Below are 24,673 nucleotides of genomic sequence, written 5' to 3'. Positions count from 1 at the left end.
ACCCCCCTGGAGGGATCATGGTCAAGTCAAGAGCCGCGGCGGTGCTGGCCGCTGCGGTCCTGGTTCTGTCGGCGTGCGGTTCCGGCGGCTCGGAGACCCCGGCCGCCCAGAACAGCAGTCAGCCGCGCACACTCAAGCTCTGGCACTACGAGTCCGCCGACAGCGCCATGGGCAAGGCGTGGGCCGAGGCGATCAAGAAGTTCCAGGCGTCGCACCCGAACGTGACCGTCAAGTTCGAGGAGAAGGGCTTCGAACAGATCCAGAAGACGGCCAGCATGGTGCTGAACTCGGACGAGGCGCCCGACATCATGGAGTACAACAAGGGCAACGCCACCGCGGGCCTGCTCTCCAAGCAGGGCCTGCTCACCGACCTCAGCGACGAGGTCACCAAGCGCGGCTGGGACAAGCTGCTGCCCGGCGGCCTGCAGACCACCGCCAAGTACGACGACCGCGGCGTCATGGGCTCGGGCAAGTGGTACGGCGTGCCCAACTACGGCGAGTTCGTGATGGTCTACTACAACAAGGACCTGTTCGAGAAGCACAAGGTCCAGGTGCCGACGACGTTCGAGCAGTTCACGGCCGCGATGGACACGTTCGTCAAGGCAGGGATGACCCCCATCGCCACCGCCGGCGCCGAGTACCCGGCCCAGCAGATCTTCTACCAGCTCGCGCTCTCCAAGGCGCAGAAGCCGTGGCTCGACGCCTTCCAGTCCTACAAGGGCAAGGTGGACTTCCACGGTCCCGAGTTCACCTACGGCGCCGACACGTTCGCCGACTGGGTGAAGAAGGGTTACATCGCCAAGAACTCCTCCGGGGTGAAGGCCGAGGACATGGGCGTGGCGTTCATGAACGGCAAGTTCCCCATGATGATCAGCGGTAGCTGGTGGTACGGCCGCTTCGCCTCGGAGATCAAGAAGTTCGAGTGGGGCCACTTCCTCTTCCCCGGCGCCACGATGTACCCGGGCTCCAGCGGCAACATCTGGGTGGTGCCCGAGAAGTCGGAGAACAAGGACCTGGCCTACGACTTCATCGACATCACGATGAGCAAGGACATCCAGAACCTGCTGGGCAACTCCGGCGGCGTCCCCGTGGCCGCGGACCCGGCCGCGATCACCGACGCCAAGAGCAAGGAGCTCATCGAGACCTTCAACAAGGTGACCAGCGGCGACGGCCTGGCCTTCTACCCCGACTGGCCCGCGCCCGGCTACTACGACGTGCTGGTCGCCGGAGTCCAGAACCTCATCAACGGCAGCAAGGCGCCCGCCGCGGTGCTGGACGAGATCGCCAAGCCGTACGAGGACAACCTCGCCGACATTGGCAACTAGATGAGAGTGCGCACGAGGGGATACTGGCTCTACCTGATCCCCAGTCTGCTGCTGTTCCTGGTGGTCATCGTCGTGCCGTTCCTCATGAACGTGGGCGCGAGCTTCACCCGCTGGTCTGGGGTGGGCACGCCCAGGTGGATCGGGTTCGACAACTACGCCAGGCTGCTGAAGGACGAGCGGTTCTGGCAGTCGTTCCAGCACAACGTGGGCCTGATCGTGGCCATGGCCATCGTGCCGACCGCGATCGGCCTCGTGCTGGCGTCCGCCCTGTTCGACTACATCGGCAAGCGGTTCGGGCCGCGTACGGCCTCCGCGCTGCGGGCCATGTACTACCTGCCGCAGGTGCTGCCGGTGGCGGTGGCCGGCGTGGTGTGGGGCTGGATGCTGCACCCGTCGTACGGCGCGGTCAACCAGATCTTCGGCCTGGACCTCGACTGGCTCGGTGATCCCGACCTGGCGCTGGCCACGGTCATGGCGGTGATGGTCTGGTTCCAGCTCGGCTACCCGGTCGTGATCTTCATGGCGGGGCTGCAGCGCGTGGACCCGGCCTACTACGAGGCGGCCGAGATCGACGGGGCCTCGTGGTGGCGCAGGTTCTGGCACATCACGCTGCCGCAGATCCGGCCGGAGATCTTCGTGGTGCTGCTGACCTGCACGATCGCCGCGCTGAAGGTGTTCGGGCCGATCTTCGTGCTGACCCGCGGAGGGCCCGGCAACGCCACCATGGTCCCGTCGTACTTCTCGTACCTGAACTTCTTCCAGAAGAGCAACGTCGGGTACGGCTCCGCCATCGCCACGGTGCTGGCCCTGATCATCATCGTGGTGACGTTCCTGTTCCTGCGCGTCCAGGAGCGTGAGCAATGAGGGGGCCGGGACGCTGGGCGGTGCTGTTCGCGCTGGTCGTGCTGGCGGTCGTGATGGTGTTCCCGTTCGCGATCGTGGCGATCAACGCGGTCAAGTCGCCGGCCGAGTACAGCTCTCAGGGCCCGCTGAGCCTGCCTGACGGGCTCTACCTCCAGGGGATCATCGACTTCTGGAACCGGGTCGAGTTCGGCACGAAGCTCTGGAACAGCCTGCTGATCAGCGCCTCCGTGGCGGTGCTCGCCGTCGTGCTGTCGGTGCTCAACGCGTACGCGCTGGGCATCGGCCGGGTGAAGGGCCGGCTGTCCATCCTCGTGCTGTTCCTGGTGGCCAACACGCTGCCGCAGGAGGCGCTGGCCTACCCGCTCTACTACCTGGCCAAGGCCGTCGGGCTGTACGACACGCAGCTGGCCGTGATCATCGTCATGACGGTGATCCAGGCGGCGTTCGGCACGTACCTGCTGAGCGCCGTGCTGGGCCAGTTCCCGAAGGAGATCCTGGAGGCGGCGGCGATCGACGGCGCGGGGCGGCTGCGGTCGCTGTTCCGGATCGTGGTGCCGATCAGCCGGCCCACCCTCAACGTCCTGCTGATCTTCTTCTTCATCTGGACCTGGAACGAGTTCTTCCTTCCTCTGATCTTCCTGATCTCCAACGACACCCAGACGGTGCCTGTGGCACTCGGCGTCCTGCAGGGCGAGAAGTACATGGACGCCACCATGTCCAGCGCCTCGGCCCTGCTCGGCGTCGTGCCGGCGGTCGCCTTCTTCCTGATCTTCCAGCGCACGCTGACCCGTGGTGTGACGGTCGGCGCCATCAAGTGATGGAGAACCCCCCAATGCGAAAAATCCCGATACTGGCCACCCTCACCCTCGCGGCCGCGCTGCTGGCCGCGCCCCCCGCCCAGGCCGCCGACTACCCGTTCCAGAACCCGGCCCTGCCGGTGGAGCAGCGGGTCGAGGACCTGCTCGGCCGCCTCACGCTTCCGGAGAAGCTGGGGCTGCTGCACCAGTCGCAGGCGGCCATCCCGCGGCTGGGCATCGCCTACCACAAGAACGGCACCGAGGCGCTGCACGGCGTCGCATGGTCCAACGACTTCAACGACAAGTGGAGCCAGAAGCTCGCAAGCGGCACCATGTTCCCGCAGGCCGTGGGGCTGGCCAGCACGTGGGACCCGACGCTGATCAAGAAGGTGGGGTCCGCCGTCGGCGACGAGGCGCGCGGCTACAACGCCATGGATCCGACCCTGTGGGGTCTGCAGGTGTGGGCCCCCGTCGTGGACCTGCTGCGTGACCCGCGGGCGGGCCGCAACGAGGAGGGCTACTCGGAGGACCCGCTCCTGACCGGGGCGATCTCCACGGCCTACGGCAAGGGCCTGCAGGGTGACGACCCCTTCTACCTGAAGACCGCGCCCGTGCTGAAGCACTATCTCGCGTACAACAACGAGACCAACCGCAGCCTCAGCTCCTCCAACCTGACGCCGAAGCTCAGGCACGAGTACTACGAGCAGGCGTTCAAGGCGGCCATCTCGGCCAACGCCGCGACCGGGGTCATGGCGTCGTACAACCTGGTCAACGGGCGGCCCAACCACGTCAACCCCGACCTCGGCACCACGATCAGGTCGTGGACGGACAAGACGCTCTACAACGTCAGCGACGCCTGGGGGCCGCACGCGCTCACCGACCTGGAGAAGTACTACGACACCAAGCCTGAGGCGTTCGCCGCGGTGCTCAAGGCCGGGCTCGACAGCTTCACGATCGACGACAACAACCCGGGGCCGCTGGCCGAGCAGCTCACGGCCGCGCTGAACCAGGGGCTTATCACGCAGGCCGACGTGGACAGGGCCGTACGGAACGTCCTGACCATCCGCACCCGGCTGGGGCACTTCGACCCGGACGGCGGGCCGTACAAGAAGATCACCAAGGACGTGATCAACAGCCCGGCCAACCAGAAGCTCAACCGGGAGGCGGCGGGCAAGGCGGCGGTGCTGCTGCGCAACTCCGGCGCCCTGCCGTTCAAGGGGCCGAAGTCGGCGGCCGTGGTCGGGCCGCTGGCCGGGACGCTGTACCACGACTGGTACGGGGGCACCATGCCGTACCAGGTGACGCCGCTCGACGGGATCAAGGAGCGCGTCGCCGACGTCAGCACCGGAACCGGGCTGGAGCGGATCGCGCTCAAGCACCTGGCCTCCGGCAAGTACATCACCGCCACCGGCACCGGGCCCGACGACAACGCGGCCCTGGTCGACACCGCGCCCACCGCGGCCTCCCAGTGGGACCTGACCGACTGGACCGGCGGCGTGTCCACGCTGCGCAACGCGGGCAACGGCAAGCTGCTCGGCGGCGACTGGCGCTCGCTCGACACCGACGACGACGAGCCCCACGGCTGGTACGTGCAGCAGCAATTCGAGCTCCAAGCACAGGCCGACGGCAGCTACCTGATCAGGTACGCGGGCTACGAGACCGGCGATGGCTGGTACGGCCTGCCCGAGCCGTACGTCACGGTCTCCGCCGACGGCACGCTCGGCCTGGGCGCCAAGGAGCAGGCGGCGAAGTTCGGCAAGGAGGTCGTCTCCGACGGCGTCGCCGAGGCCGCCGCGCAGGCCGCCAAGGCCGAGGTGGCGGTCGTGGTGGTCGGCAGCAACCCGTTCGTCGCGGGCCGCGAGGTCCACGACCGCCCCAACCTGCAGCTCGGCGAGGGGCAGCGCCGGCTGATCGAGGCCGTGCGCAAGGCCAACCCGCGCACGGTCGTCGTCCTGGAGACCAGCTACCCGGTCATCGTGGACGCACCGAACCTGCTGTGGACCACGCACGCGGGCCCGGAGACCGGCCACGCGGTCGCCGACGTGCTCTTCGGCGCCGTCAACCCGGCCGGCCGGCTCACCCAGACCTGGCCCGCCACCGACGACCTGCCGAGCATCTACGACTACGACCTGGCCAAGACCGGGATGACGTACCTGTACGGGAAGGACAAGCCGCTCTACGCGTTCGGGCACGGCCTGAGCTACACCACGTTCGGCTACCAGGGGCTGAGCGTCAAGGGCAACGTGGTGAGTGTGAAGGTCACCAACACCGGCAAGGTGAAGGGTGACGAGGTGGTCCAGCTCTACACCCACCAGCAGCAGTCCCGCTTCAAGCAGCCCGTCAAGCAGCTGCGCGGCTTCCAGCGGGTCACGCTGAACCCCGGTGAGACCCGTACCGTGACCTTCCCCTTGAAGAAGTCGGACCTGGCGGTCTGGGACTACACCCGGGGCAAGTGGACCGTCGAGAACGCCACCCACGACGTGCTCGTCGGCTCCTCCTCCGACAGGATCCGCGTGTCCACGACGCTGCGCGTGTCCGGCGAGACCATCCCCGTACGCGACCTGACCAGGACCACCCGGGCCATGGACTTCGACGACTACGCGGGCGTGACGTTCGCGGACGAGACGAAGACCGGCGGCGAGGCCGTGGAAGGGTCGGCCGGGGACTGGATCTCCTTCACCGGCGCCTCCTTCGGCTCCCGCTTCACAGCCGGGGTGTCGTCGGTGAGCGGCGGCGCCATCGAGCTGCGCTCGGGCTCGCCGACCGGCGCCCTGCTGGGGACCGTCCAGGTGCCCGCCACCGGCGGGATCTACCAGTGGGGTACGGCGACCGCCTCCGTCAAGGCGGGCAGCGGCAGCCTGTACCTGGTGTTCAAGGGTGACCTGCGGATCAAGGACTTCGCCCTCACCCGATGACGTTTCGTGGCGGCCATGAGCATGGTCGTGGCCGCCACGAAACTCCTCTTGCCTCGTATGGATAGTTGTGCTATCTAATTACTAGATAGTTTCGCTATCCAATGGAGGCTTGCGGTGGTTGTGATCGTGTTGCTGGTCGCCATGTCGGCGTTCCGGCTGCTGGGTGTCCTGGGTGTGCGGCGGTTCGGCTCCTGGAGGGTGAGCGCCGCACATGGGCTGGCCGTCATGCTGGTGATGACGGCCAGCGCGCATTTCGTCCCTGCGGGCGTGACCTTCATGCCCAACCACGCCGACATGGTGGCCATGGTGCCGCCGTTCGTGCCGTTCCCGGCCCTGGTGGTCTACCTGACCGGCGTGCTCGAGCTGGCCGGGGCGGCCGGGCTCGTGCTGGAGAGGACCCGGAGGGCCGCCGGGATCTGCCTGGCGCTGCTCTTCGTCGGCCTGCTCCCGGCGAACGTGTACGCCGCGCTCGCCGGCCAGGCCGTGACGCCGCTGTGGGAGCGGATCCCCGAGCAGATCCTCTACATCGCCATCGCGCTGTGGGCGGCCATCGGCCCCCTTAATTCGTCGCCTGTCCAAACTATTGACCCTCGCCACACCCGTGTGTGAGCCTTCTGGTAGAGCTCATGCGCGAAGGCGCGGCGACGGTCAGGGTCCTGCACTCTGCTCGTGCATGGCGGTCATCTGCAGCCTTTGGGGGCGCCTGTCGGCGTGCCTGGAAAGGAAGAGCCGCGCATGCGAAGAAGATTATTCGTCATGCTCACCATCGCCGCCGCCCTGCTGGTGGCGGCGGTCGTGCGAATGTCGCCGGTCTCGGCCGTCGCCTCGGACCCGTACGCGTACAAGAACGTCAGGATCGACGGCGGCGGCTTCGTACCCGGGATCATCTTCAACCCCACGGAGAAGAACCTCATCTACGCCCGCACCGACATCGGCGGGGCGTACCGGTGGAACCAGTCGACCAAGTCCTGGACGCCCTTGTTGGACTGGGTCGGATGGGACAAGTATGGCTACAACGGCGTGATCAGCCTCGCCACTGACCCCGTTCAGACCAACCGCGTGTACGCCGCCGTCGGCATGTACACCAACAGCTGGGACCCCAACAACGGCGCGATCCTGCGTTCTACGGACAAGGGCGACAACTGGCAGGTCACGCCGCTGCCGTTCAAGCTCGGCGGGAACATGCCCGGCCGGGGCATGGGCGAGGCCCTGTCGGTGGACCCGAACAACGACGCCGTCCTCTACCTCGGCGCCCCCAACGGCAACGGGCTGTGGCGCAGCACCGACTACGGCGCCACCTGGTCCAAGGTGGCCAGCTTCCCCAACGCGGGCAACTACGCCCAGGACCCGAACGACTCCACCGGCTACCTGAGCCACAAGCCGGGCGTGGTCTGGGTGACCTACGACCCGCGCTCGTCCGCCAAGGGCAGCACCACCAAGACCATCTATGTGGGCGTCGCCGACAAGGAGAACAGCGTCTACCGCACGACCGACGCGGGCGCCACCTGGTCGCGCGTGGCCGGCCAGCCGACCGGCTACCTCGCCCACAAGGGCGTGCTGGACACGGCCAACGGCTACCTCTACATCGCGACGAGCGACACGGGCGGCCCGTACGACGGAGCCAAAGGCGACGTGTGGCGCTACAACACGGCGACCGGCGCCTGGACCCGGATCAGCCCCGTCCCCTCCTCCAGTTCCGACGACACCTTCGGCTACAGCGGCCTGACCATCGACCGGCAGAAGCCCGGCACGATCATGGTGGCCACGCAGGTCTCGTGGTGGCCGGACGTGATCTTCTTCCGCTCCACGGACTCGGGCGCGACCTGGACCCGCGTGTGGGACTTTACCTCGTACCCGAACCGCAGCTTCCGCTACAAGCAGGACATCACGGAGAACCCGTGGCTGACGTTCGGCGCCAACCCGCAGCCCCCTGAGGTCACGCCGAAGCTCGGCTGGATGACGGAGTCGCTGGAGATCGACCCGTTCGACTCGAACCGGATGTTGTACGGCACCGGCGCCACCGTCTACGGCACCGAGGACCTGGCCAAGTGGGACTCGGGCGGCCAGTTCACCATCAAGCCCATGGCCAAGGGCCTGGAGGAGACGGCCGTCCTGGACCTGATCAGCCCGCCGAGCGGCGTGTCCCTGGTCAGCGCCCTGGGCGACATCGGCGGCTTCCGCCACACGAACCTGGACGCCGTACCGTCGATGCTGTTCACGGCGCCGATCTTCACCACGACCACCAGCCTGGACTACGCCGAGAAGTCGCCGTCGATCATGGTCAGGGCGGGCAGTTTCAAGGACTCCGATCGCCCGAACGACAGCCACGTGGCCTTCTCCACGGACGGCGGCGCCAACTGGTTCCAGGGCACTGAGCCGGGCGGCATCGACGAGGGCGGCACGGTGGCGGCGGCCGCCGACGGCTCCCGCTTCGTCTGGGCGCCGAAGGGTGCCACGCCGGTCTATTCGGTGGGGTACGGCAACTCCTGGCAGCAGGCCTCCGGCCTGCCCACCGACGCGATCGTGGAGTCGGACCGGGTCAACGCGTCGAAGTTCTACGGCCTCAGCGGCGGCCGTCTCTACGTCAGCACGAACGGCGGCGCGTCCTTCACCGCCACCGCCGCCACGGGCCTGCCGACCAGCGGCAAGTTCAAGGCGCTCCCCGGCAAGGAGGGTGATCTGTGGCTGGCCGGTGACGGCGGCCTGTGGCACTCCACCGACAGTGGCGCGTCGTTCACCAAGCTCTCCGGGATCACGAGCTCGGTCAACGTCGGCTTCGGCAAGGCGGCGCCCGGGGGGACCTACATGGCGGTCTTCACGGTGGCCACGATCGGCGGGGTCACGGGCCTGTACCGCTCGGACGACGCCGGGGGGAGCTGGGTGCGCATCAACGACGACAAGCACCAGTGGGGCAACATGGGCGAGGCGCTGACGGGCGACCCGCGCGTGTACGGCCGCGTCTACGTCGGCACCAACGGCCGCGGCATCCTGTACGGCGACCGCACGGGCCCACCGGTGACCGTCACGCCTACGGTCACCCCGACTGTCACCCCGACCGTCACGCCGACTGTCACACCCACGGTCACGCCTACGGTGACGCCGACGGTGACGCCGACCACCGGGTCGGGTTGCGCGGCGACGTACAAGGGAGTGAACGATTGGTCGGGCGGCTTCCAGGCTGAGGTCACGGTCAAGAACACGGGCACGGCGCAGATCTCCGGCTGGAAGGTCACCTGGACCTGGGCCGGGAACCAGAAGATCACCCAGCTCTGGAACGGCACCCCGACCCAGACGGGCACGAACGTCAGTGTCGTGAACGCCAGCTACAACGGCTCCCTTGCGCCGAACGCGACGACCTCGTTCGGATTCACGGGCTCCTACACCGGCACCAACACCCCACCCACCACCCTCACCTGCACCCCGGCGTAAGGGAGCGCCCCTGGGAGGCCACATGCCGCCTCCCAGGGGCGCCCGAGGGAAAAGCACGGCCTTCCACGAGGGCGCTTCGCGCAGGGGTTCCAGACAGCACCTCCCAAGGGGCTCCGCCCCTTTCGATCCCCGAAACCCCCGCTCGCTGTCGCTCGCCATCGCCCACCCGTGACCGGGTTATCGGCTTGGCCTGCTGGAGCCCACCCCGAACGCAACTCGCCGGCGCTCGGACGCAGCCTGACGTGACTGATCGTGATGCCCTAGGCCGGTCGCCTGAGGCTACTCCGTTCGGCCTCCACTCTGGGGATTGTGTGAGACTCTCCGGTCCCGCTCAGTCACATTGAGTCGCAAAGTCGTGCGCCAGGGACAACGCGGGTGGCACGATTGGGCAACACGTCCAGTCCATAGGAGATGGCGGAGCGTGTTGATTGCGCTTCCCCTGCCGCCACGCTCGCGTCCATGCCGGGGCAATGGGAGGCGTCAGGGCGGCAGGCCGAACCGGTTGCAGCCCGAGGCAAAGCTGTGCCCCGGCTGCTTGCTCTGCAGAGGCAACACCGGGGCTTATGCGTTAACCGTAGCACGTCATGAAGAGGTCAGTCAGGATGCAGGAGGCAGAAGCCAAGCGGTTGAGGGACTTGCTCTCCCCAGCTCGCCTGGCCGAATATGAAACGCCCTGTTCGGGCGATTCTGTTGCTGCCCTGCGTCTGCACTGTTGGAACACCGAGATCAGCGAAGCGTTCTTCGGGCCGCTCCAATACTTGGAGATATCCATACGCGCCGCCATGACGAGGGAACTGTCGGCCATGTTCGGGCGTCCGGACTGGTGGTCCCATCCCCAGGCAGTACTCACTTATGGCGCCTGCCAGAGGATCGGCGAGGCAACGCAACAGATACAGCGCACCGGTTTGCCCGCCGATCCACAGTTGATCAGTGAGGAGCTCTCCTTCGGCTTCTACGTGGCCTTGCTGGGGCGTGGCAAGAACTATGACCAACGGCTCTGGCGCCCCGGCCTGTACCGCGCGTTCCCCGGCTACCGCGGACCCCGTCGCGACCTGCACCGAAAAGTCGACTACCTTCGTGTTTTCCGCAACAAGATCGCCCATCATGGGCCGATCCACCATCGCCACCTGTAGCCGATCACGACGCGATCTTGCAATGCCTCGGCTTCATTGACGTCGGTCTGGCCGAAATGGTGGAACGGCACAGCAGAGTCCACGAGGTTCTCACCCGCCGTCCCCGATAGCCGTGCTCTCCAGCCGACGGGGCGACCGGATGGGCTCCTGCGGATTTCCTCAAGATGAAGCCGCCACCGCGCTCATCGGCTTCGCCGACGCCTGCCTGGATCAAGCCCGTGACTGAACATGGGCATGAGCTGATCCGGACTGATCAGATCGTCGCCATGGGAGCCGGCCCTTTGTGTGGGGCATTCCTGGGCTGCAGTGCCTCAGAATGGATGAGGAAGATCGATGCGGTCCTCTCATCGGTCATGAGGCAGATCTGTGGGCGTCTCAGCCCGCAAATAGGTGTCTCTCATGCCCTCCGATGCTCTGGCGGTCTCGGCAGCGTGCTCGTCGGCGGTCATGCCGAGGTTGGGGTCGTGGCGGTTCAGGTCGTGCTGGTCGTCGGCCCATCGCCGGTAGTCCCGCCGAACGGTGAGCTCGTCGGAGTCGATGACGTGGGCGATATCGGCCCAGGTGACCCCGGCCAGCAACGCGTGGTGAACGTTGGCGGGATGGCGCACGGTGCGTGCGATGCACTCCGCCAGCGCCAGGAGTTCGATGTGCTCGGCCACGGTGAGTGGAGGACGGTCATCAGCTCCATGCCGGGCGGGGTCATAGATCCCTCGGTCCACCAACTCCGTCCGGGCGCGAGCCGATGCGTGCTTGGCGGCCAGTTCGTTGTAGCGCTCCAGCTGCCGACCGACGGGCATGTCGTAGCGAGCGTCGCGCCAGGTGGGGATGTGCTCAGGCGTGGTCATCACGGCTTCTCCAGGGCGATCAGGTCATCGGCTTCGATACTGCCTCACCCCTGCGCCGGTCGGTCAGGCAAGTAACCTGGCCCCACGTGTCGCGCCGGCGAAGGGCTGCTCATGATCATCGACCCGACGATCACCCGGATCGGCCAGGGGGTGGAGTTACATCACCACCAAGGTCAGCGTGAAGCCGCTCGCGACCTGTTCGCACAGATCTGGGATGACATCGGCGGCGAGGAAGGCGACCCGCTGCATGTTTGCGTTCTAGCCCACGCGATGGCCGACGTGCAGGACGACGTGCACGAGGAGTTGATGTGGGATCTGCGGGCGCTTGCCGCCGCCGATCTGGTCACCGATGAGCGGGTGGCGCAGGCTGGGGTGACGCTTTCGGTCGCGGGCCTGTATCCGTCGTTGCACCTCAACGTGAGCGAGTGCTACCGCAAGCTGGGCGATCTCGGTCGCGCCCGTGAGCACCTGCGGCAGGCGCGGGCCAAGATCGGCGCGCTTGGCGATGACGAATATGGGCTGCTCATCAAGGGCGGCCTGGAGCGGCTGGCCGAACAGTTGGATGACGCCACCTGATGTTGTTGCTGTTCAGCGCGGGGCCGCAGGCAATCGCGGCGTGGCGGAGAATAGTTGCTATGCGGTAGCATCTAATGTGTGCCTATACCGGAGGATGAGATCGCCGCGCTGGCCGGCGCGGTAATGACGTTGGTGAATCGGATCCGGCGTGGTCAGGCGAAGACGTTCAATCCGGAGCTGGTGGCCGTGCTGGAGACACTGGCCGACCGGGGAGAGCTGGCGCCGAGTGAGCTGGCCGAGGCGCTGGCGGCGCCGGCATCGTCGGTCAGCCGCCGGATCAAGGCGCTCGACGACCTGGGCTGGATCATGGTCATGCCCGGCACGCGGGACCGCCGGTCCTACCGGGTTGCGCTGTCCGCCGCCGGCCGGGCGGAGCTCGACCGGCTTGCCGGGCAGGGCCTGGCCGTGTTCGCCGAGCTGGTCAAGGACTGGGACGTCGAGCAGGTGCGTGCCTACACCACATTGACCCGACGGCTGGCCGAGGCCACGCCACCACCCGACCCACCGCAACCCCGCCGGCTTCCCTGGTGGAAGGAGACCCCATGACATTACGCGGTCGGAGCTGGGCCACACTCGCCGCGGTTGCCGCGCTCGGCTTGCCGCTCGCGATCTGCGTACCGGCGGCGGGTGCGCAACCGGACGGTACGCGGTCGGCGCGCGCACGGCCGGATGGGCCGGCAGTCGTCTGGCGTGACGACTTCACGGGTCCGGCGGGCACACGTCCGGATCCGCGGCGCTGGCAGGTTGACGGCGACGGCCATCACGAGGTCGGCGATCTGGAGGTCTACCGTGACGACCCGGAGAACGTGGCACTGGACGGGCGGGGGCACCTTCGGATCACCGCGACCCGCGACGCGTCGGGACACTACTGGTCGGCGCGCCTGCTGAGCGTCGCGCACGACCTGCTGCCGCCACCGCACGGCTCGCTCACGATCGCGATCCGGGTGCGGGTCGCCCCCGGCGCCGGCGTCGCCACGTCGATGTGGACCTGGGGCGACGACGTGGCGAGCTGGCCCGCGAACGGCGAGATCGACATCGCCGAACAGCTCGGCCGGGAACCGGATCAGGTGCACACCGCGATCCAGTGCCCCACCTGCCACGAGACGGCACCGCCGTTCGGGCTTGGCACCGTCTATGCCGCGCCGGACAGGCGGCCCTACACTGACCGGTTCCATACGTTCGCCGTGCGGTGGACCCGCGATCCGGACACGATCACCTGGTTCGTCGACGGCCGGCGCGCTGACACGCGCACACCCGCCGACACCGGCGTCGCGGGCTGGGTCTTCGACCAGCCGATGTTCCTGTTGCTGTCCGTACGGGTCGGCGGCCCCTTCGTCGGAGACGTGGCATCCGGGACTCTGCCGGCGACGGCCCTGATCGACGACGTCACCGTGATGCGCGCGTAGCCGTACGCGCCTGGCCTGCCTCGGCCCTCGTTCCGCACGATCGAGTCTCCTGGCGTGTTGACCTCAAGCATGGTTGAGGAAGCAGGATGGCGGCATGACCTCTCCTCAGTACGGGAAAGCGCTGGTCCTCGGTGCCGGCGGACTTGTCGGCACGGCCTGGCTGGCGGGGCTCGCCGCAGGGCTGCGCCGGGCAGGCATCGACCTCGCCGACGCCGACCTCATCGTGGGCACCTCGGCCGGAGCCATCGCCGCGGCGATGCTCACCACCGGCCGGGACCTGGCCGATGTGGAGGTGCTGCCGTCCGCGCGCGCCGGGCGTTCCGGGTCACCGGACCTGGCCGCGATGGGGCAGGCGTTCGCCATGCTGGGCGACCCGACTCTGGAACCGGACGACAAACGCCGCCGGGCGGGACGTATCGCGCTCGCTGCCGAGGCCCCGTCCGAGGAGGGACACCTGGCCGGGATCTCCTCCCTGGTCGAGACCGAGACGTGGCCCGACCGTCCCTTGCTGATCACCGCGGTGGATGCCGAGACCGGCGAACCGAAGGTGTGGGACCGCGACGGCGAGGCGACCCTGGTCGAGGCCGTGGCGTCGAGCTCCGCGTTCCCCGGAACGGTCGCTCCGATCACCGTCCACGGCCGCCGCTACATGGACGGCGCTCTGCGCGACGGCGTGAACGCCGACCTCGCCGCCACCGCCGTGACCCGCATTTTCATCGAGCCGCTGGCCGACCGTTCCCCGGCGAGCGAACTCCAGGGCATGCGCATCGGCCCGGACGCCGAGGCGTTGGCGGCGTTCGGCCCCGACCTCGGCAACCGGGAGGCATGGACACCCGTCTACCGCGCCGGAGTCCGACAGGCCCTGCAGGTTGCGGCGATCCTGCGCCCCGTCTGGGACGCGGCTTCCGTCGCCTGACCGGATGCGGCGGCGGCTCGGCGAGAGCCGCCCACCGCTCCTGTCCGTTCAGCCTGTACGAGATTCCCTTCACGTTCCGACATCGGGATACTCCTTTCCGCACGGCTGGACATCGACCTATCGCCACAAAAACACGACAAAACCGACTCTCGCGTCTCAGGAGTGAGCGCAGGTCGCGGGGCAGAACGTGGCCTCGGGGTAGCGTGATGACGGCTTGTCCAGGAGGGGCTGCGGCTGCGACTTCAGGTGCTGGTCGAGGAAGGCCGCCACGTAGGTGCGGGTGAGCTCGGCGGCGCGCGCGGCGGGCAGGACACCGGGGAGGGGCTTGATGCCGAGGGAGTCCCCCAGCAGCGGAGTGTCGGTGAAGGACTGGTGTTCCGAGCCCGACAGCACGATCCAGCGTTTCCACCCGGTCAGCAGCTTCCAGTCACGCTCCCACGAGTTGTCGCGGCCGCCAGGGACGTGCGGCGGCGAACCCAGGAACATGAACGGCCGGGAGAACCCGTTCTTGGGGATGCGGGCGTAGGTGGTGCCGTCCATGTCGATCCCGGCGCGGATCCGAGAGTCCTTGATCATGGCCGCCATGGCGCTGGCACCGCCGATCGACTGGCCCGCCATCGCGATTTTGGAGCGGTCGATCAGGCCGGAACCGTCCCACTTCGTCGTCAGCTGGTCGAGCACGAAGGAGACGTCGGCCGCCCGGCCCGTCACCACCCCGGTGCCGAAGCCCGTGTCAGTGTCGCTGTCGCACGCGAGGCATTCGGCGACCTGCCCGTCAGCCAGGGTCGTGGCGTAGCTTTCGTAGGTGTGGTCGATGCCGGCCACAACGTAGCCTCGGCTGGCCAGATCCTCGGCCAGGGACGTGAGCATGCTCATCGGCCTGGTGAAGCCGGGGGAGAGCACCACCAGCGGAATCTTGCGCCCCGCGGGTTTCGCGTCTTTGACGGCGTTGGTTCGAGTCTTGCTCAGCGTGTCGTCCGGCACGCCGCCGATCCCCCACCCCCTCAGGACGAGCTCCGACTCCTTCGGCGACATGTACGGCGCCTTCCGCCCGTCGCGCTGCTTGGTCGGATACCACAGGGTGACCTTGAGCTCCCTGGCATCGACGTCGAGGTTCCAGGGATCGGGGCGCGAGGTGTCCTTCATATGCAGGACGGTGGTGCCGACCGGATGGGCGCCAGTGGGCGCGGGCAGGACGGCGGGGCCGGTGGGCGTGGCCGACGGGACAGCGGAGCGAGGCGGCGTGGGCGCGGAGCAGGCGGACGCGGTCAGGACGGCCAGTCCGGCGGCGGCTGCCAGGAGGAGTCTCATCGAGGAGTCCTTCATTTGTGCAGCAGGGTCAGGGCCTTGGCCAGCGCGGGGTCGCGCCCGGCGGCCGCGTCCTGCGGGGCCAGGGGCACGTGGTGGTCGGGAGCCACACCGATCCGGTTGATCTCCTCGCGGTCGGCCCCCAGGCCGTGCCTCGAGGGGAAGGCCAGGACGGTGTTGTTGCTGAGCAGGTACGGCTGCGCCGGGCCGGACATGAGACCGGCGGTTCTGGTGCCGACCAGCTTGCCGATGCGCAGGTCCTTGACCGCGGAGCTGACGTGCTCGCATGCCGAGACGCAGCCGCGATCGGTGAGCACGATCAGCGGCAGGTTGAGCAGCTCCACGGTGTCGTCAGTCCGCAGGCTCTCGCATTTGTCGTCCACGGTGCACAGGTAGTGGGTGACCTTGCCGTGGATGAACGCGCTCAGCAGCCGGGTCGACTCCGTGATTTGGCCGCCGCTGTTGCCGCGCAGGTCCAGCACGACGCCGGCGAGCGTCCGGCTGGTGCGCAACCTGGAGATCGCCTTGAGCACCCTGTTCGCGGAATCGGGAGCGAACCCGCGCAGCCGTACATAGGCGACGTCTTTCAGCAGCTTCGACTGCACCGTTTGCAGGGTGGCCAGGTCCCGCTGGTAGAGGCCGGGCTTGAGCGACACGCTCCACCGGCGGCCGGTGCTTTCCCGCAAGATCCCCAGCCGGACCGGAGGATCCTGCGGGTATCGCGGGAAGAGGGCGGCGATCGCGGGCGTGGCCTTCCCGTCGATGAAGGGCGCCGAACCGTTGATCGATTCGATGATGTCGCCCGGGCGCAGTCCGGCCTTCTGCGCCGCGCCACCCTGCACGGTGGTCACGAACAGCGGAGGCAGGGCCACCCCCAGGTTGCGGTCGCCATCGACGTTCGCCTGCAGACCCAGGCCGTAGCCGTCGCCTTCGTAGTAGTCGGGGTGCCGCCCTTTGACGTCGTGTGCCCAGGAGGCGTGGTTGTCGTCGAGGCTGGCCACCATGGCCTCCAGGGTGGCCACGGCCAGCTTGACGTGCAGGTCGGGGACCTGATCGGTGACCTTCCGGAAGGTGGCCTCGAAAGCGGTCCAGTCGGCTTTGCGGTCACCTTTCAGCGCCGGCATGGTCGCCTCGGGCACGTCGTGCCCGTTACGGTTGAGCTCCTGCGTCAAGGCGATGAATCCGGCGATCAGCAGTGAGCGGGCGTCCAGCGTGGCGCCGCTGTAGTAGTTGGCGAGGATGCAGAAGTAAGCCTGCTCGACCACGTCGATCGTGGTGGGCTTCTCCTCGCCGGGAGCGCTCTGGGGCGCCGTGCAGACCGTGCCGCCCGCCGTGCTCGCCTGGCTGCGCGGGGGCGTCGGCGCCGTGCAGGCCGCCGCCAGGAGGAGGGCGAGCCCCGCGGTGGCGGTCCTGATGACGGTCATGACAGCCGCCTGCGGATCCACCAGAAGGACAACCAGGTGAGGGCGAGGGTGAGGATGGCGTAGATCCCGGTCTCGATCCACTGCAAGGGCCAGAAACGTTCGAGGGGCTGGTAGGTCGCCTGCTGCCGGTAGCCGAGCCGGTTGATCTCGGCCAAGCAGCCGTCCTGACCGGCGGCCGATCCCGATGGTGCACAGGGTCCCGACGTCGTGGAGATCCGGATGGATGCTCCACCATCACCACCGGCGATCGCGCGTCCGGATGGGTCGAGCAGATTGTTGGTCAGGACCCAGGCGCCCGCGTGGCCGGGAACGGCCGAATTCAGCGTGATCCTCGGATATCGGCCTCCGTCCCGTGGAATGTTGATGCTGTCCACGTTCGCCCGGCCGAGTTCGAAGGTCGCGGTGATCGAGGGCATCAGGTGGGGACGGATCAGCAGCGGCATGGCGAGCTGGATCGCGGCGAAGACGGCCAGCGTAAGGGCCATGGCGGGCAGCGTGCGGCGCACCAGCATGCCCACGGTCACGCCCAGGACGAAGGCGAAGGCTGCATACCCCATCGGGGCGATGCCGCGTGCGCCGAACACCAGGGGCGCCATCAGGGCCAGGTCCCCCGGAGCCGACTTGTCCAGAGGCTCGGACCACCAGGTCACCGCGAGGCCGCACAGGCCGGTGGCGGCCACGGCGACCAGGCCGGTGAGCCCGAGCTTGACCGCCAGCCAGCGGGCGCGGGTGATGCTCTGGTTCCACACCAGCAGGTGCGTGCCCGTCTCCAGCTCGCGGGTGATCAAAGGTGCTCCCCAGAAGAGCCCGACGAGAGCGGGCAGGAGCAGCACGACGAGGCTGACGGCCATGAAGGGAAGGTCGTACTGGCCGAAGAAGCGGTCGTAGAAGCGGCCGCAGGTGTCGTCCTGGATACAGCCGGCGATCCCGGCGGAGTAGCCGGAGGCCAGGCCCGGTCCGGTCGCAGCCAGGGCGATGGCGAGAATGACGAGCAGGGCGGCCACCATCGCGGCCGAGGCGCGGAGCTGGCGCCACGTCAGCCAGATCATCGCTGCACCTCCAGGGCGAGGCGCCGGTTATCGGCGGTGTGCTTGTCCATGTAGGCCAGGACGAGGTCCTCCAGGTTGAGCTGGGTGACCGTCCAGGCGGGGTCGTGGATCGGGGCGTCGGTACGGATCACGAACGTGCTCTGCCGGTCGGTATGCCGGGCGGAGATCACGTGCTGGTCGGCGGGGAGCCGGTCGGGATCGCGGCGCGGGCCGGTGAGCCGGTGATGAGTGGCCAGCAGCTGGTCGACCTCTCCCGCCACCTGGACGCGGGAGTCGACGAGCACGATCAGGAAGTCGCAGACCCGTTCCAGGTCGGAGACCAGGTGGGAGGAGAGCACGACGCTGAACTGGTGCTCGACGGTCGCCTCCATCAGCCCCTGCAGGAACTCGCGGCGGGCGAGCGGGTCGAGCGAGGCGACCGGCTCGTCCAGGATCAGCAGCTCGGGACGCTTGGCCAGGCCCAGGGTGAGGGCGAGCTGAGCGCGCTGACCGCCCGAAAGCCTGCCCGCCCGCTGGGTGGGGACGAGACCGAGTCGCGCGATCCGTTCCCGCGCCATGGTGGCGTCCCAGCGGGGGTTGAGCCGAGCTCCCAGCCGCAGGTGATCGGCGACGGTCAGCCCGGCGTAGACGGGGGTGTCCTGGGCGACGAAGCCGACCTTGGCCAGCTGTCCGGGACCGTCGGCGGGACGGCCGCCGAGCACGGTGATGCCGCCGGCCGTGGGGTTCAGCTGGCCGCCGGCCAGCTTCAGCAGCGTGGTCTTGCCGGCGCCGTTGGGGCCCACCAGCCCGACGACGTGCCCCGCCGGGATGTCGATGGTGCAATCGCGCAGCGCCCAGCGTCGGCCGTATTTCTTGCCCAGCCCCTGGGCCTCTAAGACAGCGGTCACGCTATGTCCTCCTCTTGTGAGCTGGTCCGAAAGGTGGCCATGAAGAGGGCCTCGATGCTTTCGTCGTCGAGTCCGGCCCGGCGAGCCCTGGCCAGCCAGCGCCGCAGGTCTTGACGGAGCGGGCCGTGCGCGGCCAGCGAGGTGTCGGTCAGCGTCTTCGTCACGAATGTCCCGACGCCCGGCCGGGCGGCCGCCAGGCCCTCGTGCTCGAGCTCCCGATAGGCCTTGAGCACCGTGTTGGGGTTGATCGCCAATTGCGCCACCACCTCCTTGACGGTCGGGAGCTGGTCACCCTCACGCAGCAGACCGAGCCGCAGCGCGTGTCGTACCTGCTGAACCAGCTGCAGGTACGGCGAGACACCCGACCTGCCGTCCAGATGGAACTCGATCAACGGCTCCTCCATTTATCTAGTCTCCTAGTACTTTAGATGCCTAGATGTTAAAGGATCATAAGGAGCGCTTTCTGGCCGCCGTCGCGGGACTGCTCGCCCTCACGGCCCCCATCGTCTGGGCGCCGGCCCCCGCCGCTGCCGCGGGCACCCAGGACGCTGTATCTCCCGAAGCCGACCGGCCCCCCACCGGGGCGGCACGACATCACTGCACCTGACCGACACCTCCCGCCCCGACCCGTGGGTCCCCGCGGCCAAGACGAGGGAGCTCATGGTCTCCCTGTGGTACCCGACGGCGGCGCGTGCCGGACGGCGTACGCCGTACGTCACACCCAAGGAGTCGGAGCTGCTCTTGAAGGGCTCCGGGGATGGCGCGGCGCATGCGGCGATGTCCGCTTTGGGCGTAATGCGAGCTTGTGGGGGTATATCGCCCTGGTGGGTCGTGAATACGCCCATGATTTCTCGAAGGGGGCGAAGCCATGACCTTCCCGCGTTACATGTCCGCCGCGAGAATCTGCCTGCTCGTGCCCGCTGGGCCGGGGCCGGATCCGGTGCATCCGCGCAAGAGGATCAACAGCGACAGCAGCAGTCGTTCCCGGCATCGTCGCAGTCGTCGTTGAGCCACCCTGGCCGCCCGCTCCCTCGGGAGCGGCGGCCAGCGCATGACCGGGTCATTCAAGACGCCGGCGGTCGAGTTCGCCGAGGATGCCGACCAGGCCCAGTTCGAAGCGGTGGGTGAGGCCAGGGCGGGCGGTCAGCTCGTCCGCGACGGCCGTCAGGTGGGGGTAGCGGTCGGCGGGCAGCTCGCGCAGGAAATCGGTGATCTGGCTGAGGCGTGCGTGGTTGGCGGGACCCTTGCCGAAGGCGATCTCCTGACCGGCGAAGCCGACGACGTAGAAGAGCAGGAGCAGATAGCCGTAACCGGACAGCCGGTTGTCGAACCCCGCCTGGCGCAGGATGCCGACGATGTGGTCGGCCAGCCGCAGCCCGTTGGGGCCGAAGGGGACCCTGCCCGGCAGGAGGCGGGTGGCCGCGGGGTGGGCGAGGAGGACCTGCCGGAGTTCGAGGCCGATGCCGACCAGCCGCTCGTCCCAGGGCCGGCTGTCGTCGTCCGACAGCGGGCACTTGCCCACGACCACGTCGATGAGCAGATCGAACAGCTCGTCCTTGCTGCGTACGTGCCAGTAGAGCGACGGCGACTTGATGCCGAGCGCGACGGCGAGCTTGCGCATGCTGAAGGCGTCGAAGCCCTGTTCGTCCAGTAGGTCGAGCGCCGCCTGAGCGATCTGGGCGCGGTCCAGCCGAGGTTCCGCCTCCCCGACGCCGCCTGGGAAGCCGGGATCTTGACGTGCCATGCGGGCTCCCTTGTTTCTGCGCGTCCCCAATCTAGCACTGCAAGGGAATCCCTAGCAGTGTTAGGGTACGCCTTGCAGTGCTAGGGAACATTCGCGAAGGGACGGCTGGAATGCAGGTGATCGTCATCGGTGCCGGGCTGGGTGGACTGTGCCTGGCTCAAGGGCTCCGACAGAGGAACATCGACGTCGCCGTGTACGAGAGCGACGCCTCGCTCACGTCCCGCCGGCAGGGCTACCGGATCCACATCGACGGGCACGGCGACCGGGCCCTGGCCGCCAATCTGCCCGCGCAGCTGCACCGGCTGTTCCGGGCCACCGCCGGAGTGCCGCGGACCAGCACCCCGGTCTTCGATCACCGGCTCGAGCGGCTGGCGGTCCTGGAGCCGTCCGACGACGGTGTGCACCTGGCGGTCAACCGTTTGACGCTGCGGCAGATCCTGCTCGCGGGCCTGGAGGACGTGGTCCGGTTCGGCAGACGCTTCACGCACTACCGTGTCGGTGCCGGCGACCGTGTCACCGCGTACTTCTCCGACGGCACCGCCGCGACCGGCGACGTGCTCGTGGCGGCGGACGGCGTGAACTCCCCGGTGCGCAGGCAGTACCTGCCGCACGCGCGCGTGGTGGACACGGGCCTGCGGCAGCTGTACGGCAAGGTGCCGCTCACGCCGCAGACCCGCGACCTGTTCCTGGACGACATGTTCGCCGTGTTCACGCCGATCGTCGGCCCGGACGGGAGCTTCGTCGGCGTCGCCCCGGTGGAGTATCCCGAGCCCGTACGGCAGGCCGCCGCCAGGCTCGCCCCCGAGGTCGGACTGCGTGACACCGAGGACTACATGACCTGCTCCTTCGGCGCCCGCCGCGAGCTCCTGCCGCCCGACGACGAACTGCGCGCGATGTCAGGGGCCGAGCTGCGTGCCATGGCACTGCGGATGATCGACGGCTGGCATCCCGGGGTACGCGCGATCATCGACCACTGGGACACGTCCACGGTCTTCCCGCTGGCCCTCCGTACCAGCGTGCCGATCGAGCCCTGGCCGACGACCGGCATCACGCTGCTCGGGGACGCCATTCACGCGATGAGCCCCGCGGGCGGGGTCGGCGCGAACACCGCGCTGCGGGACGCGGGCGCGCTCGCCGCCGCGCTCGGCGAGGCCGCCGCCGGCAGGCCGCTCGTTGCGGCGCTGGCCGAGTACGAGGCCGCGATGGTCGCCTATGGCTTCGCCGCCGTACGTACCTCTGCCGAGAACGGGCGGCGCCTGCTCGGCCAGGACCCTCTTCCCGCAGCCTGACCGTGAAGCCGGCGAGCGGGAGTGCGCGGTCACGCCGGCAGGGAGTCCAGCTGGGTGAGGAGCCGCGCCTTGCCCGATCGGTCCAGCCAGGTGCCGAAGTCCATGAGGCCGGCGTGGGCCTCTCGCAGAGGCCCGAGGTCGGAGTCGTAGTAGGTCTCGTCGGCCCAGGTGAAGACCTTGGCCACCTCGGGATCGTGCTCCCACAGGACCTCGAGCGGGATCCGCGTGTGCGGCACCGGCCGGCCGGCCGCCGCGCTCAGCGCGTCGGCGATCTGCGGGGCGGTCAGCCTGTCGCCGGTGACGTCCACGGCCTTGCCCAGGTACGCGGCAGGGTCCGCGAACGCCAGCGCGGCGACGGCCCCGATGTCGTCGATGGCGACGAGCTGCATGACCACGTCGTCCCGCCAGGGCACGTTGAGCGAGCCGTTCTGGAAGAACCGTGCCGGGCTGGTGAAGTCCTCCATGAACCCCGCGGGGCGCAGGATCGTCGCGGGCACATCCAGGTCGCGGATGTGCTTCTCGATCTGCCACTTGTCGATGGCGCCCCAGCCGTGCTCCACGTAGAACCGGTTCTGGCTCTCGACGCCGCCGACTGACGAGTACACCAAGTGCCGCACGTCCGCGGCCTTGGCGGCGTCCGCGACGTTCTTGCCTTGGGCGATCTCGTTGTCGTTGGCGGACTGGACGCTGTAGATGCCGTACGCGCCGCTCGCTGCCGCGGTGATGGAGGCGCGGTCGTCGAGGTCGCCGCGGACGAGTTCGGCGCCGGCGGCGGCGAGTTCGACGGCCGCGGGCACGGTGTCGTCGCGAACGAGGGCACGGACCCGCCAGCCGTCGGCCAGCAGGTGGCGGGCGGTGGCGCCGCCCTGGTTCCCGGTGGCGCCGATCACGAGGACGGTCTTGTCGTGCGTGTCCATCAGTTGCTCCTGCTTTCGGGTGATGTGGCTGACGAGTCGTGACTATATGACGATTTTCAAAAGTTAGTCAACTAAAGAATCGTCGTCTCCTCTGTAGACGATGTTTCTTTCGCGCGCTAACGTTGTCTTCGACGGAGACGACGTTGGAGGAACCCTGCGTCGGGCGTGGTAGTACTGGGAATCCGCGAAGGAGGCCGGACAGACAAGCAGGGGCACCCATGACCCAGCGCTACCTCGGTGTCCTCGGCATCGCCGAGGCCCTGAGCGTGACCAGGCATGCGGTGCACAAGTGGCGCAGCCGCTATTCGGACGACTCCGATCACCCGTTCCCCGTGCCGGACGTCGAGGTCGACGGGGCTCCCGGCTGGCGGCCGGAACGGCTGACGGAGATCGTGCAGTGGCGTGAGGGGCTGCCCGGACGCGGCGCGGGCGGGGGGCGTCCTTCCCTCGCGCGTCAGGAGTACCTCAAGGAAGCGGCGGCGCGTGGCCTGACCCGTGACGAGGCGATACGCACGCTCGCCACGTTCACCGAAGAGTTTCCCGAGATGACCGAGCCGGAGCTCTGCGCCTGGCTCGTCGGGAAATGGCGTAGCTAGCCCTTCCGCCAGACCTCATCAGCACCTCATCAGCACGGAAGGCGATGACGCATGCCCGAAATCGGCCCAACAGTCGGCGGGAACACCGCACCGGGATTCGAAGCAGTACGTGAGGCGTTCGCGGCCAACCTGGCCGGCGGCGCGGACATAGGAGCCGCGGTCAGCGTCTACCTGCACGGACGGAAGGTCGTCGATCTGTGGGGCGGTATCGCCGATCCTGAGACCGGCCGCCCGTGGGGACGCGACACCCTGCAACTCGTCTACTCCACCACCAAAGCCGTCACGGCCACCTGCGCCCTCCTGCTGGCCCAGCGGGGAGAGCTGGACCTCGACGCGCCCGTGGCCGAATGCTGGCCGGAGTTCGCGGCCAACGGAAAGGACCGCCTCCCGGTCCGCTGGCTGCTCACCCACCAGGCCGGGCTGCCCGCGCTCGATCACCCGGTCACGCCGGAGGAGGCGATCGCCTGGGAGCCCATGGTGGCGGCGCTGGCGGCCCAGCGTCCGTACTGGGAGCCGGGCACGGACCACGGCTACCACGGGCTCACGTACGGCTGGCTCGTCGGAGAGGTCGTCCGACGGGTGTCCGGCCGCAGCATCGGCACGTTCCTCGCGGAGGAGATCGCCGCACCGCTCGGGCTGGACCTGTGGATCGGGCTGCCGAAGACCGAGCAGCACCGGGTCAGCCGGATCATCGCGCCCCCGCCCGACTGGGAGGCCATGGCCAGGATCGACCTGAACGCCCTGCCCGAACCCCTGCGCGAGGTCATGGCGGCCTACGCCGATCCGGCCTCGCTGACCAGGCGCTCGCTCGCCGTCGTCACGCCCCCGCTGGACCACGACAGGCCGGAGGAGCAGGCCGCGGAGATGCCCGCGACCAACGGCATCTGTACGGCCCGCGCGCTGGCCCGCTTCTACGCCGCGCTCATCGGCGAGGTCGACGGGCACCGCATTCTCACCGCCGAGACCTTGGCCGCCGCGACCACGGAACAGGTCAGCGGCATCGACCGCATCCTGCGGGTACCCGTCCGCATAGGCACCGGTTTCGGTCTCCCGACACCGGACGCGTTCTGGTACTCGCCCACCGCCTTCGGCTTCCCCGGCCGCGGCGGATCGATCGGCTTCGCCGACCCGGCGACCGGGCTCGCGTTCGGCTACGTCATGAACCGTGTCCTGGAAGGCGTGCCGGACCTCAGGGCCGCGAACCTCCTCGCCGCGGTCCAGCGGTCGATGAAGGCTCTCGGCCTCGGATAGCT

23 protein-coding genes are annotated in these 24,673 nt (G+C 68.5%); 15 read left to right on the top strand and 8 right to left on the bottom strand.

The annotated features are described in order from the left end of the window. The first annotated feature begins 17 nt into the window (after positions 1 to 17). The 7 genes from ABD830_RS34545 (at position 18) to ABD830_RS34515 (ending at position 10,463) form a co-directional block, all read left to right on the top strand. On the top strand, positions 18 to 1,325 hold the full coding sequence (locus tag ABD830_RS34545; RefSeq protein WP_344997167.1) for an ABC transporter substrate-binding protein: 1,308 nt from the start codon (positions 18 to 20) through the stop codon (positions 1,323 to 1,325). Further along, positions 1,326 to 2,189 carry a carbohydrate ABC transporter permease gene (locus ABD830_RS34540; protein WP_344997164.1) on the top strand — a complete coding sequence of 288 codons (864 nt, stop codon included), beginning with the start codon at positions 1,326 to 1,328 and terminating at the stop codon, positions 2,187 to 2,189. After that, positions 2,186 to 3,007 carry a carbohydrate ABC transporter permease gene (locus ABD830_RS34535; RefSeq protein WP_344997161.1) on the top strand — a complete coding sequence of 274 codons (822 nt, stop codon included), beginning with the start codon at positions 2,186 to 2,188 and terminating at the stop codon, positions 3,005 to 3,007. Before ABD830_RS34540 ends, ABD830_RS34535 begins: the two co-directional genes overlap by 4 nt. A gap of 14 nt (positions 3,008 to 3,021) precedes the next feature. Further along, entirely contained in the window at positions 3,022 to 5,901 is a 2,880-nt protein-coding gene (locus ABD830_RS34530) for a glycoside hydrolase family 3 C-terminal domain-containing protein (protein WP_344997158.1), read from the top strand. A gap of 114 nt (positions 5,902 to 6,015) precedes the next feature. Next, positions 6,016 to 6,510: a DoxX family protein gene (locus tag ABD830_RS34525; RefSeq protein ID WP_344997155.1), complete on the top strand. Its 495-nt coding sequence runs from the start codon at positions 6,016 to 6,018 to the stop codon at positions 6,508 to 6,510. A 126-nt stretch (positions 6,511 to 6,636) separates the two neighbouring features. Next, positions 6,637 to 9,330, top strand: a complete 2,694-nt coding sequence (locus tag ABD830_RS34520) for a cellulose binding domain-containing protein (protein WP_344997153.1) — start codon at positions 6,637 to 6,639, stop codon at positions 9,328 to 9,330. A 602-nt stretch (positions 9,331 to 9,932) separates the two neighbouring features. Next, positions 9,933 to 10,463, top strand: a complete 531-nt coding sequence (locus ABD830_RS34515; protein WP_344997150.1) for a hypothetical protein — start codon at positions 9,933 to 9,935, stop codon at positions 10,461 to 10,463. Positions 10,464 to 10,807: 344 nt separating this feature from the next. On the opposite strand, the gene ABD830_RS34510 is transcribed toward ABD830_RS34515, so the two are convergent. Continuing rightward, the gene (locus tag ABD830_RS34510) at positions 10,808 to 11,308 is read right to left on the bottom strand and encodes a hypothetical protein (RefSeq protein WP_344997148.1); all 501 of its coding nucleotides are present in this window, start codon (positions 11,306 to 11,308) and stop codon (positions 10,808 to 10,810) included. Positions 11,309 to 11,419: 111 nt separating this feature from the next. Between ABD830_RS34510 and ABD830_RS34505 the strand changes: the two genes are divergently transcribed. The 4 genes from ABD830_RS34505 (at position 11,420) to ABD830_RS34490 (ending at position 14,206) form a co-directional block, all read left to right on the top strand. Then, a complete protein-coding gene (locus ABD830_RS34505) occupies positions 11,420 to 11,884 on the top strand; it encodes a hypothetical protein (protein WP_344997145.1) in 465 nt (154 codons plus the stop codon). A 78-nt stretch (positions 11,885 to 11,962) separates the two neighbouring features. Then, complete coding sequence (locus ABD830_RS34500) at positions 11,963 to 12,430, top strand: MarR family winged helix-turn-helix transcriptional regulator (RefSeq protein WP_344997142.1); 468 nt, start codon at positions 11,963 to 11,965, stop codon at positions 12,428 to 12,430. Next, on the top strand, positions 12,427 to 13,290 hold the full coding sequence (locus tag ABD830_RS34495; RefSeq protein WP_344997140.1) for a glycoside hydrolase family 16 protein: 864 nt from the start codon (positions 12,427 to 12,429) through the stop codon (positions 13,288 to 13,290). Before ABD830_RS34500 ends, ABD830_RS34495 begins: the two co-directional genes overlap by 4 nt. A 94-nt stretch (positions 13,291 to 13,384) precedes the next feature. Continuing rightward, on the top strand, positions 13,385 to 14,206 hold the full coding sequence (locus ABD830_RS34490; protein ID WP_344997137.1) for a patatin-like phospholipase family protein: 822 nt from the start codon (positions 13,385 to 13,387) through the stop codon (positions 14,204 to 14,206). A gap of 156 nt (positions 14,207 to 14,362) precedes the next feature. Here the strand turns inward: ABD830_RS34490 and ABD830_RS34485 are convergent, their stop codons facing one another. The 5 genes from ABD830_RS34485 to ABD830_RS34465 are packed head-to-tail and all read right to left on the bottom strand — an operon-like array spanning position 14,363 to position 19,278. Beyond that, a complete protein-coding gene (locus ABD830_RS34485; RefSeq protein ID WP_344997134.1) occupies positions 14,363 to 15,517 on the bottom strand; it encodes an alpha/beta hydrolase family protein in 1,155 nt (384 codons plus the stop codon). Between the two features lie 11 nt (positions 15,518 to 15,528). Then, positions 15,529 to 16,938: a S41 family peptidase gene (locus ABD830_RS34480; protein ID WP_344997131.1), complete on the bottom strand. Its 1,410-nt coding sequence runs from the start codon at positions 16,936 to 16,938 to the stop codon at positions 15,529 to 15,531. Beyond that, positions 16,935 to 17,987, bottom strand: a complete 1,053-nt coding sequence (locus ABD830_RS34475; protein WP_344997128.1) for an ABC-2 transporter permease — start codon at positions 17,985 to 17,987, stop codon at positions 16,935 to 16,937. The genes ABD830_RS34480 and ABD830_RS34475 overlap by 4 nt, the downstream gene beginning before the upstream one ends. Continuing rightward, on the bottom strand, positions 17,984 to 18,874 hold the full coding sequence (locus ABD830_RS34470; RefSeq protein WP_344997125.1) for an ABC transporter ATP-binding protein: 891 nt from the start codon (positions 18,872 to 18,874) through the stop codon (positions 17,984 to 17,986). Before ABD830_RS34470 ends, ABD830_RS34475 begins: the two co-directional genes overlap by 4 nt. Continuing rightward, positions 18,871 to 19,278 (bottom strand): GntR family transcriptional regulator, encoded by a 408-nt coding sequence (locus ABD830_RS34465; protein WP_344997121.1) that lies wholly within the window; start codon positions 19,276 to 19,278, stop codon positions 18,871 to 18,873. The genes ABD830_RS34470 and ABD830_RS34465 overlap by 4 nt, the downstream gene beginning before the upstream one ends. A 32-nt stretch (positions 19,279 to 19,310) precedes the next feature. Between ABD830_RS34465 and ABD830_RS34460 the strand changes: the two genes are divergently transcribed. Further along, entirely contained in the window at positions 19,311 to 19,481 is a 171-nt protein-coding gene (locus ABD830_RS34460; RefSeq protein ID WP_344997118.1) for a hypothetical protein, read from the top strand. Between the two features lie 453 nt (positions 19,482 to 19,934). On the opposite strand, the gene ABD830_RS34455 is transcribed toward ABD830_RS34460, so the two are convergent. After that, a complete protein-coding gene (locus tag ABD830_RS34455) occupies positions 19,935 to 20,618 on the bottom strand; it encodes a TetR/AcrR family transcriptional regulator C-terminal domain-containing protein (protein WP_344997115.1) in 684 nt (227 codons plus the stop codon). Positions 20,619 to 20,728: 110 nt separating this feature from the next. Between ABD830_RS34455 and ABD830_RS34450 the strand changes: the two genes are divergently transcribed. Further along, a complete protein-coding gene (locus ABD830_RS34450; protein ID WP_344997112.1) occupies positions 20,729 to 21,907 on the top strand; it encodes an FAD-dependent oxidoreductase in 1,179 nt (392 codons plus the stop codon). A 29-nt stretch (positions 21,908 to 21,936) separates the two neighbouring features. Here the strand turns inward: ABD830_RS34450 and ABD830_RS34445 are convergent, their stop codons facing one another. After that, positions 21,937 to 22,824: an NmrA family NAD(P)-binding protein gene (locus ABD830_RS34445; RefSeq protein WP_344997110.1), complete on the bottom strand. Its 888-nt coding sequence runs from the start codon at positions 22,822 to 22,824 to the stop codon at positions 21,937 to 21,939. 218 nt (positions 22,825 to 23,042) lie between these two features. Between ABD830_RS34445 and ABD830_RS34440 the strand changes: the two genes are divergently transcribed. Further along, positions 23,043 to 23,420, top strand: a complete 378-nt coding sequence (locus tag ABD830_RS34440) for a hypothetical protein (RefSeq protein WP_344997107.1) — start codon at positions 23,043 to 23,045, stop codon at positions 23,418 to 23,420. 51 nt (positions 23,421 to 23,471) lie between these two features. Next, positions 23,472 to 24,671, top strand: a complete 1,200-nt coding sequence (locus ABD830_RS34435; RefSeq protein WP_344997104.1) for a serine hydrolase domain-containing protein — start codon at positions 23,472 to 23,474, stop codon at positions 24,669 to 24,671. Positions 24,672 to 24,673: the final 2 nt, after the last annotated feature.

The organism is Nonomuraea helvata (assembly GCF_039535785.1).
Taxonomy (GTDB): Bacteria; Actinomycetota; Actinomycetes; order Streptosporangiales; family Streptosporangiaceae; genus Nonomuraea; species Nonomuraea helvata.
The sequence above is the reverse complement of the archived record's forward strand: the minus strand, read 5'-3'. Positions and strand labels throughout refer to the sequence as shown.

What these genes read in the sequence shown, in the direction of transcription:
- ABD830_RS34545 (WP_344997167.1), top strand. Translation starts at nt 18, where the DNA reads ATGGTCAAGTCAAGAGCCGCGGCGGTGCTGGCCGCTGCGGTCCTGGTT.
- ABD830_RS34540 (WP_344997164.1), top strand. Translation starts at nt 1,326, where the DNA reads ATGAGAGTGCGCACGAGGGGATACTGGCTCTACCTGATCCCCAGTCTG.
- ABD830_RS34535 (WP_344997161.1), top strand. Translation starts at nt 2,186, where the DNA reads ATGAGGGGGCCGGGACGCTGGGCGGTGCTGTTCGCGCTGGTCGTGCTG.
- ABD830_RS34530 (WP_344997158.1), top strand. Translation starts at nt 3,022, where the DNA reads ATGCGAAAAATCCCGATACTGGCCACCCTCACCCTCGCGGCCGCGCTG.
- ABD830_RS34520 (WP_344997153.1), top strand. Translation starts at nt 6,637, where the DNA reads ATGCGAAGAAGATTATTCGTCATGCTCACCATCGCCGCCGCCCTGCTG.
- ABD830_RS34515 (WP_344997150.1), top strand. Translation starts at nt 9,933, where the DNA reads ATGCAGGAGGCAGAAGCCAAGCGGTTGAGGGACTTGCTCTCCCCAGCT.
- ABD830_RS34510 (WP_344997148.1), bottom strand. Translation starts at nt 11,308, where the DNA reads ATGACCACGCCTGAGCACATCCCCACCTGGCGCGACGCTCGCTACGAC.
- ABD830_RS34505 (WP_344997145.1), top strand. Translation starts at nt 11,420, where the DNA reads ATGATCATCGACCCGACGATCACCCGGATCGGCCAGGGGGTGGAGTTA.
- ABD830_RS34495 (WP_344997140.1), top strand. Translation starts at nt 12,427, where the DNA reads ATGACATTACGCGGTCGGAGCTGGGCCACACTCGCCGCGGTTGCCGCG.
- ABD830_RS34490 (WP_344997137.1), top strand. Translation starts at nt 13,385, where the DNA reads ATGACCTCTCCTCAGTACGGGAAAGCGCTGGTCCTCGGTGCCGGCGGA.
- ABD830_RS34485 (WP_344997134.1), bottom strand. Translation starts at nt 15,517, where the DNA reads ATGAGACTCCTCCTGGCAGCCGCCGCCGGACTGGCCGTCCTGACCGCG.
- ABD830_RS34480 (WP_344997131.1), bottom strand. Translation starts at nt 16,938, where the DNA reads ATGACCGTCATCAGGACCGCCACCGCGGGGCTCGCCCTCCTCCTGGCG.
- ABD830_RS34475 (WP_344997128.1), bottom strand. Translation starts at nt 17,987, where the DNA reads ATGATCTGGCTGACGTGGCGCCAGCTCCGCGCCTCGGCCGCGATGGTG.
- ABD830_RS34465 (WP_344997121.1), bottom strand. Translation starts at nt 19,278, where the DNA reads ATGGAGGAGCCGTTGATCGAGTTCCATCTGGACGGCAGGTCGGGTGTC.
- ABD830_RS34460 (WP_344997118.1), top strand. Translation starts at nt 19,311, where the DNA reads ATGTTAAAGGATCATAAGGAGCGCTTTCTGGCCGCCGTCGCGGGACTG.
- ABD830_RS34455 (WP_344997115.1), bottom strand. Translation starts at nt 20,618, where the DNA reads ATGGCACGTCAAGATCCCGGCTTCCCAGGCGGCGTCGGGGAGGCGGAA.
- ABD830_RS34450 (WP_344997112.1), top strand. Translation starts at nt 20,729, where the DNA reads ATGCAGGTGATCGTCATCGGTGCCGGGCTGGGTGGACTGTGCCTGGCT.
- ABD830_RS34445 (WP_344997110.1), bottom strand. Translation starts at nt 22,824, where the DNA reads ATGGACACGCACGACAAGACCGTCCTCGTGATCGGCGCCACCGGGAAC.
- ABD830_RS34440 (WP_344997107.1), top strand. Translation starts at nt 23,043, where the DNA reads ATGACCCAGCGCTACCTCGGTGTCCTCGGCATCGCCGAGGCCCTGAGC.
- ABD830_RS34435 (WP_344997104.1), top strand. Translation starts at nt 23,472, where the DNA reads ATGCCCGAAATCGGCCCAACAGTCGGCGGGAACACCGCACCGGGATTC.